Source organism: Limibacillus sp. MBR-115 (genome assembly GCF_040549425.1).
In the GTDB taxonomy this organism is placed as follows: domain Bacteria; phylum Pseudomonadota; class Alphaproteobacteria; order Kiloniellales; family CECT-8803; genus Limibacillus; species Limibacillus halophilus.
Genome location: NZ_JBEPTJ010000002.1, coordinates 661282 through 669197 on the forward strand (window position 1 = coordinate 661282; position 7916 = coordinate 669197).

General features: G+C 55.5%; 7 protein-coding genes and 1 CRISPR repeat array. Of the genes, 4 read left to right on the forward strand and 3 right to left on the reverse strand.

The annotated features are described in order from the left end of the window. The first annotated feature begins 116 nt into the window (after positions 1–116). A complete protein-coding gene (locus tag ABIE63_RS06685) occupies positions 117–1220 on the forward strand; it encodes an extracellular solute-binding protein (protein ID WP_354503689.1) in 1104 nt (367 codons plus the stop codon). Between the two features lie 90 nt (positions 1221–1310). Further along, positions 1311–2005: direct repeats of the CRISPR family, unit length 36 nt; unit sequence GTTGCGGCTGGACCACGAATTCTGAACTGCTAATCT. Positions 2006–2078: 73 nt separating this feature from the next. Here ABIE63_RS06685 and cas2 read toward each other — a convergent pair. From cas2 to cas9, 3 genes are read right to left on the reverse strand one after another with little or no spacing between them, the layout of a single operon-like run. Continuing rightward, the gene (gene cas2, locus ABIE63_RS06690; protein WP_354503690.1) at positions 2079–2384 is read right to left on the reverse strand and encodes a CRISPR-associated endonuclease Cas2; all 306 of its coding nucleotides are present in this window, start codon (positions 2382–2384) and stop codon (positions 2079–2081) included. A gap of 35 nt (positions 2385–2419) precedes the next feature. Further along, positions 2420–3331 carry a type II CRISPR-associated endonuclease Cas1 gene (cas1, locus tag ABIE63_RS06695; RefSeq protein ID WP_354503691.1) on the reverse strand — a complete coding sequence of 304 codons (912 nt, stop codon included), beginning with the start codon at positions 3329–3331 and terminating at the stop codon, positions 2420–2422. Positions 3332–3391: 60 nt separating this feature from the next. Beyond that, on the reverse strand, positions 3392–6622 hold the full coding sequence (gene cas9 / locus ABIE63_RS06700; RefSeq protein WP_354503692.1) for a type II CRISPR RNA-guided endonuclease Cas9: 3231 nt from the start codon (positions 6620–6622) through the stop codon (positions 3392–3394). 377 nt (positions 6623–6999) lie between these two features. Here cas9 and ABIE63_RS06705 point away from each other — a divergent pair, with 377 nt between their 5' ends. From ABIE63_RS06705 to ABIE63_RS06715, 3 genes are all read left to right on the forward strand, one after another. After that, the gene (locus ABIE63_RS06705) at positions 7000–7308 is read left to right on the forward strand and encodes a DUF3489 domain-containing protein (RefSeq protein WP_354503694.1); all 309 of its coding nucleotides are present in this window, start codon (positions 7000–7002) and stop codon (positions 7306–7308) included. Beyond that, positions 7305–7712 (forward strand): DUF2924 domain-containing protein, encoded by a 408-nt coding sequence (locus tag ABIE63_RS06710; protein WP_354503695.1) that lies wholly within the window; start codon positions 7305–7307, stop codon positions 7710–7712. The genes ABIE63_RS06705 and ABIE63_RS06710 overlap by 4 nt, the downstream gene beginning before the upstream one ends. A gap of 10 nt (positions 7713–7722) precedes the next feature. Further along, a partial coding sequence (locus ABIE63_RS06715) for a recombinase family protein (RefSeq protein WP_354503697.1) occupies positions 7723–7916 on the forward strand: 194 nt, incomplete at its 3' end.

Here is a 7916-nt window from a genome sequence, read left to right on the forward strand (position 1 = left end):
AAAATAGATTCGTCATTAAAATTATAGTTGACTTTATTTTTAGCCTGCCGCCCAATATCCGCACATTTTTCTGCCGCAGAGTCCTGCTCTTCACAAGGGAGGTTCAAGAAGCCAAGATGATTAAGAACGCTTCACGTCCAGATTTGGAACGGTTTGCCCGCGAGGAATTCCATGCAGGTCGCATAGACCGGCGAACATTTCTATCACTCTCCCTTGCCGCCGGTTCGGCGGCGTTACTCGGCGCCGGCTTTCCACAAGACGCTCGCGCGGAGGATGAAGTCGTATTCTGTAATTGGGGCGGCGACGCAAATAAGGCATTCGAGACGCTTTATGCTCCCAATTTTAAAGAAAAGACCGGCTTGACGCTTAGCCTTGATCCCAGCGGACCCTACGCTAGTAAAGTTGAAAAAATGGTCGATTCTGGGAGCGCCATTTGGGACGTTACGGATTCCGATGACTTCGACATCATCAACATGTCGGGCAAGGGGTTGCTGGAAGAGATCGACTACTCTGTAGTCGACGCCGCGAAAGTGCGTAATGGCATGGCGCATAAATATGCGACGCACGCTTACACATACAGTTTTGTTCTGGTCTATGACAGCCGGAGGGTCGGCAATACACCGCCAACCAGTTGGAAAGACTTCTGGGATATGAAGACCTATCCTGGACGTCGCGCCATGTGGAAATACATGTCGGTATACGAGCCTGCGCTGCTCGCCGATGGGGTCGCGCCAGAGAACCTATATCCACTCGACATGGCCCGCGCAGCGAAAAAGGTCAAAGAGATCCAGGAAGATACGATCTTCTATGATAGTCTCGCCCAGGGTCAACAATTGTTCCTTGATGGTGAAATAACAATGGCCGTGCTGACAAGTTCTCGCGCCACTTTAGTCGCTCGGGATACTGATGGTCGGGTTAAGATAAACTGGAGCCAAGGACAACTCTGCCCAGTGTCCTGGCCAATCATCAAGGGAGGTCCGGGAGGAAAACAGAACGCATTAAAATATATAGCATTCGGGCAAGATCCAGTATTGCAGTCGAAGCTTTTTGAGACTATCGCCTATAGCCCATCCAACCCGGCTTCTATGGAGCATGTCGCTGCCGAGTATCGCCAGGACGACCCGTTTGCCCATTTCAGTCAGCTGTATTGGCGTGACGAGGAATGGTATGCGGCGAATTATGGATCAATGATCGACTCGATCCTGGAGACCATTGCCTGATCGGCCTCCCAAGTTTCTCGATAACTGCCTCCCTGTGCCACTCGTCCGCCGCACCTAGTGTGGCGGACCCCCTTTCCAGGCAAGCTAGAGGAAGGTGCTGTCATGCGAATTCTGAACTGCTAATCTCGAAAAGTCCGCCATGGGGCAACTTGGCCGTTGCGGCTGGACCACGAATTCTGAACTGCTAATCTTAATCCCCGGAACTGACCCGAGAGGTCTTAGTTGCGGCTGGACCACGAATTCTGAACTGCTAATCTAGAATCGATCGTCAAGGAGACAAAGCCCGAGTTGCGGCTGGACCACGAATTCTGAACTGCTAATCTCTAACCATAGCCGGGGTCATTCAAGGATATGTTGCGGCTGGACCACGAATTCTGAACTGCTAATCTGTCCAAGAGCCGCGCGACGTTCCCGTTTACGTTGCGGCTGGACCACGAATTCTGAACTGCTAATCTAGGAACGGCTTAGGGCGCTGAACGAGGTGGGTTGCGGCTGGACCACGAATTCTGAACTGCTAATCTCGTGGCCCCGCGAACGTCACGGACGAAGTAGTTGCGGCTGGACCACGAATTCTGAACTGCTAATCTACGGGCCAGCGCTGACTGCAAGGTGAGTGTGTTGCGGCTGGACCACGAATTCTGAACTGCTAATCTATAGCCCACGTATTTGTTGTCGCGGAGATAGTTGCGGCTGGACCACGAATTCTGAACTGCTAATCTTCCCGGCGAACACACAAACGCAATGGATCAGTTGCGGCTGGACCACGAATTCTGAACTGCTAATCTGGATCTCCGCTCAAGGCCTTGAATAGACAAGGTTTTGAGCGGGACCAGATTGCAACTTTCCAATCGTTTTTCATTAAAACAGCGCCAGTTGTTCCAGGTTTTTACGTGCAGCTCGCCGACCCTGATCTGAGAAATGAACGATATCACGGTACTGCCGGTCGGTGAAGTTTAGGATCTGTATATCACCTTTCTCAGGTAAATGGCGTTCGATACGATTGGTTCGAGTCTGGAAGGCTTCCTTCCCGTTGACGAACCGCGCATAGACAGAAAATTGACTGCGCTCAAACCCTTCGTCGATAAGGAAGTTCCGAAAATCAGTGGCTGCCTTTCGCTGTGGTTTCGTCTCAGTAGGGAGATCGAACATCACGAGAATCCACATGATCCTGTATCCTGATAAATTGGCGGATTGGTATGTCATGACCCCAACCCTGCTAATGTGAGCGCATCAGGCGGGCTGGGTAAGGCGAGGCTCAATTTCCCTGCTTCGAAACTTTGCCCAAGCGATGTGGCCAATTTACACAACGCAACGGATACAGGCGTCTGGCCCTCCCCGAGGGGAAGGTCCAAAGATATCAGTCGAACCAGCGTTTGTTTTGCTTCTGTATCAACTTTAAAGCCATTCCGCGCACCGAGGCTACGCACTGCGCAATCGACCAACGGTCGAAATGGCTCCATCAGGTCGTCGGCCAGAGCGAAAGCATTGCTTCGATTGGTGTGGTGCAGACCGATTGTAGGGTGCAGGCCTGCAGCCACGACAGCACGAGCGGTTGTTGCGCGCAACACAGTGTAACCGTAGTTCAAAAGGGCATTGATCCCGGGGGCGTCTCGATCTCGACGGAACTGATCACCCATCATAAGAGGCCAATAGTATCGCGCGGCTTGCGCCTCGATGTTCGAGTTGTCACCACTTGTGACCTTGCGAGTCATCATGTGAAGTGGGGCGGGGGGCTCACCAATGGCCTCGAGCGCTGCAGCCTGCATGTTGATCTTCGCGACAACGATCTTTTTCCACACCTGTTTCATCAACGGACTCTTGGCCGTCCATTGCGCTCGAAGGCGCCCCCCTTGGGCATGATGGCCTTCGAGTGGCATGAGCACGGAACGCGGCGTATGGTTTATTCCGCACAAAACAACGGGCACACCCCTATCAGCCAATTCGGAAAGAAGGGAGGATGACCAAGTTGTTCCGTGGGCATGTACGATCACGGCGGCGATTTCATCAAGCGGAAGCCGCCCGACCTCCATGCTATCGTCACTGACCTTTAGAAAACCACGTTCGCGCGACAGATGCCGCCCGTCGGTGGCGATATCAACAATACGATCCAATAATTATTCTCCGAGCCACGAGAAGCATTGTAAATTAGTCGCCTGTGGGAATTTGATAGATCAAAAAGGTGTGCCGGGGTCGCGTAGGTGGCCGATTTCATCCACGAACACGCGACGAAGACCTGCTTTGGCCATAGGGCCGGCACCAATCTGGATGAAACGGAATGAATCCGATTTGTCACGGTTTCGCGCATCGGCATTTGCTTCGAGATGCGGTGCGATATAGAGGCCATTGGTTATGTGCATGGACTGCACATAACCAATAACGGTCTCTCCATCCCGTTCCAGCGCCACCATATCCCTCTTGAATACCCGCAAAAGGCGTTTTGCTGCGGGATGGGGTCGTCTATCAGCGTTGGCATGAGCCTGGAAGGTAGTGATGATCTGTGGTTTGATTTTGCCGTCCGGAAGGCGCCATAACTCGTAACAGTGATTACTGTCACCCTTGTACGCTTTGATCGGTTTATCCATCGGAACCGGGATACGTGCAGTTTCCTGCAGACTCTCGGCCAAGCGCACTCGCCGGATGCCTTGATAGGGGCCGGGTTGTGCCGCGAAGTCGCGCAAGGCAGCCTCTAATGCCTTGCCCTCCTTACCCATGGTGGCCGCAGAAAGCATTTTTTGCAGGTAAGGGTCGCGGATATTTTTCCCCTTCGTAGTCAGTTCTATATCTGAAGGTTTGAGCGACAAAAGGGGTGTGCGACTGACGACGGTTTGACTATCCACTATGCCATAGGCCGTGTCGTTGTGGAGCTGACCCGCTGTGCTGTCGCAACCCTTCTTTCTACCTTCAAGGTCAATTCGACCGTGATCGGCGCGGTGGCTAACTACGATCTTGCTGAGTTGTGATTCGATATCGTTGCGAAATTCCTCCCACGGAAAGGGAGTGCTGCGGGCGATCAGTTCAGCGGATTGGCCAGCCCGTTCGCCCTGTCCGGCGGCCTTGCTGATTCTATTGACAAGGCTGCGGTCGGTGGCGGCCACGACGGCGGCATCAATAGCGTGGTGGCGATGATCGGTGCGGTTTTTGGCTTTGACAGCCTTGCGATCCTTGTCACTCAGGAGCCCGTTCAATCCCCAATGGCGCCGGAGCATTTCGGTCATACGTCCTGGTACAACCCAGACATGCCCCCCTTCAGTATACAGCGTGTCGAGATAGGCGCGCGAGATACGGGCAAGGTATTGGGTATCCACCAGGGCCCGATCGAGAAAATCGCGCTTGCCTTCGAACTGCTGCATCGCATCGGGGGCAAACCGCCAGCGCTTGTTGTCGGGAAGGTTTTTGAGATTTGCTTCGATTGAATCCCATTGCTGTGTGTCACCCCATATTTCCCAAGGGGTTTGATCACTTTTCCCCCGATTTGCTTCCTTAAGACATAGTGTGCGATTGGAAAAACTGTCATCCAGTGTGCGGGAGTAAGGCAGGATGTGGTCTACGTCGCAAGAGCCATCAAATACCATGGTAAGACTGATGGTTTTGCCGGTGTAGGGACACTTACGCGGGCCGACAGCAGGACCGAGATCCTCCCAAAGGCGTAAGAGCATCCGGTTGTGCCCCGTGTTTGGTTGTCCTATTTCGGCTAGCTGTTCACTCCGTCTTATTGCGTCCGCGGTCGTATTGCGGATGCGCTGCATCTCCTTCGTCTTTTGTGCACCAGATAGCTTCAACTCTCGTGCCAGCTCCACAACGATCTGATCGGGTTTGCCATAGACCGCGATGATCTTGTTCACCAGCCTACGCAACTGATTCAACCCAATGTGCACAGTCGGGTTGGTGATCCGGCCATAGCGCGTAATATCATCATCTTTCTCATCATAGGTGCCGGGGATGACATGCCGGTCAAGCACCGCGCCATAATAGGGAAGGGTGCTGAGACACTCACCTGTGCGGCGATCGGAATGGTGCCAGCCACAGGCCTCCACTGCTTCGGAATAGGTCAAAACGCAAGCTGTGAGATGCTCTAGAATGGTTTGAGTGGCGGTAAAACCAAGCCGCGCGTAGCCCTCGGGCAGATGGGCATTGGCTGCTTTCTCAGCATGATCCTTGTCGAGTCCGTGTTTATCCATAAGCCATCGGAGGAGGTCGGCAAACTCGGCATCGCTCTGTATCTTGCGGATGTGTTGGATCACCTCCCATTGTGCTTGCCAGTCAAGTGTTGACCAGCGCGAGCCGAACCTGTCTGGATGGGTCATGATCGCCCGCAGTGGATCGCAGGCCAAGGTGTCCCTCACTCCGGTCTCCAATGTAAACCGTTCGTCGTTGCGAAGTTTCAATATCTTGGCCAAAGCAACCAAATTAATATTCATTGATGACAGGGTTTTGGTTGGTTTCTTGTTATCGAGAGCATAGATAATCGTGTCACGCTCCTCTAAGGTCAGGGACCTCGCCTCGCGCCCATCCGCCGTCACGCGCAACTGATTCACAGTTTCATAAAGCACGCGACGTTGGGTCAGGGGATGGGCCCTGAGAAGCCGTTCTTCTTTGGCAGGAACTCCATTGTAGCCCGCAAACAGGCACAGCCCGACAACCGGTTCTTTCAGCGGACGTTGATAAAAGATTTTCTCAAAGACCAAGTCCCGTAGATCATCGGTCAAAATGTCTGGATGGTGCGGGGTCTGAGCTTCCCAAAGCCTATGAAATTCTTCTTCGAGGTGGCGGCGGTCAGGATAAAAATCATACCCCACTTCCTCTTTGGCATCAGGTCCACCCCACACAGCGATGGACAGCCTGGTGCGCACTGTCGGCATGTGGCGTGGGTCGCTGGCTCGCTGACGGCGCATGTGCAGAAACTCGCCATAGGTCCGAGCCCTTGAATCATGCATGGCCCAATCCAGCCGTTGCGTGGCATCCTTTATTTTGCCGCTTTCATTGTCGCCGCGATCAGCCTTCCGGTTCGATTTGAAACCGCGCCGCTGGTTCAGATGGAATAACGTACGCCCCAGATGGCCAAGCGGCAGTGGTTTGTCCAACCCCTCGGCCCGCAGTTTGTAAGGATCGAGTTGTTCCAGTTTCTTTGCCACGGTGGGATCAGTGGGCATCAAGTCCGATTTGGCGAGGAGTTTCATCAGGGTGGCTCGACGGCGCAGATAGCGGTCGCGTCGCCGTCGCATGGCGCGAGCTGCGCGGCGATTCACTGCCAGCGAGGTCCCAGATTTCGGATCCCGCCCATCGGAGAAAATTCGAACCCCGCCGTCGATCACCCCGGTAATTCGTCCATTGGCCCCTGATTTGTCCGTTTCATAGAGCCACCATCCGATCGAATTTGCACCGATATCAAGACCAAGACGCATTACCTGAACCTTTCTTTCATACACCTAACAATGTTCTTTTCGGTTGAGTAGAATTGCAACTTGAAATTGCTGGATATAAATGCGACAAGTGTGCAGTTCAGAATTCGCGGTCGAGCCGTTAACAAGCTCGAAGTAGCAACACATTGAAACGCGTCCTACGGGGCGCGTTTTTTTGTTTTTCTGTGTTTCGGGTGAAGCCTTTCATTGAGATCCATGTCGGTAAGTTCTTCAGGTCGAGGTTGCCAACCCGCCCTCCAAGATCCTACTGGACTTCGGGGGCGAGGCGAGCGTTGCTGTGGGTATGCCCGGCGGCTGCGCTGGGCTTCTCCCGGTAGCAGGGCTGGCATGGGGCCGGCTTTGTCACCCGGGAGACCGAGATGATCAAGGCTAAACCTAAATCCCCCGCAACCGCCACCGCGTCCAAGAGGCGCGACCAGGCAACCCCAGAGCCGAGCCCCAAACCACCGCGTCAGACCAAAGCGGCCCTGCTGCGCGAGCTGCTCGCGCGCCCGGCGGGCGCCAGTCTTGATGACCTCTGCGCGGCCACTGGCTGGCAGCGTCATACGCTGCGGGCGGTGCTCAGCCGCCTGCGCCAGGCGGGACACGCCGTCGAGCGCCTCGAGGGGGAGAGCGGACGTCCGCGCTATCGCATTGCGGGTGCGGGCGCTGAGGAGGGGGAGCAATGACCAGCCTGGCCGAGATCGAGACGCTGGAACGAGCCGGTCTGCGGGCGCTCTGGCAGGAGCTCTTAGGAGGACCTCCACCCAAGAGCCTCAGCCGGGCGGGGCTGCAACGCGTGCTGGCCTTCGAGGTGCAGGCGCGTGCAGAGGGCGGCTTGTCCAAGGGCTTTACGGCCAAGCTCGAGCGGGCTGTGGGTGTTGATGCGCCGGCCCGCAGCCCGGCGCTGGAAGCAGGCGGACGGCTCCTGCGGGAGTGGAACGGGGTGTCACATGTCGTCGAGGTGACCGCGCAGGGCTTTTCCTGGCGCGGCGGGACATGGCGCTCGCTTTCGGCCATCGCACGGGAGATCACCGGCGCCCACTGGTCGGGCCCGCGCTTCTTTGGGCTCGATGGGAGGCCGGGGGCATGAGGGCAGGGGCATGAGCCGCAGGGTCCGCTGCGCCATCTATACCCGCAAATCATCGGACGATGGGCTCGATCAGGAGTTCAACTCGCTCGATGCCCAGCATCAGGCCTGTGCGGCCTACATCGCCAGCCAGCGGGGCGAGGGCTGGCACTTACTACCCGCGCGCTATGACGACGGCGGCCTGTCGGGCGGGACGCTGGAGCGCCC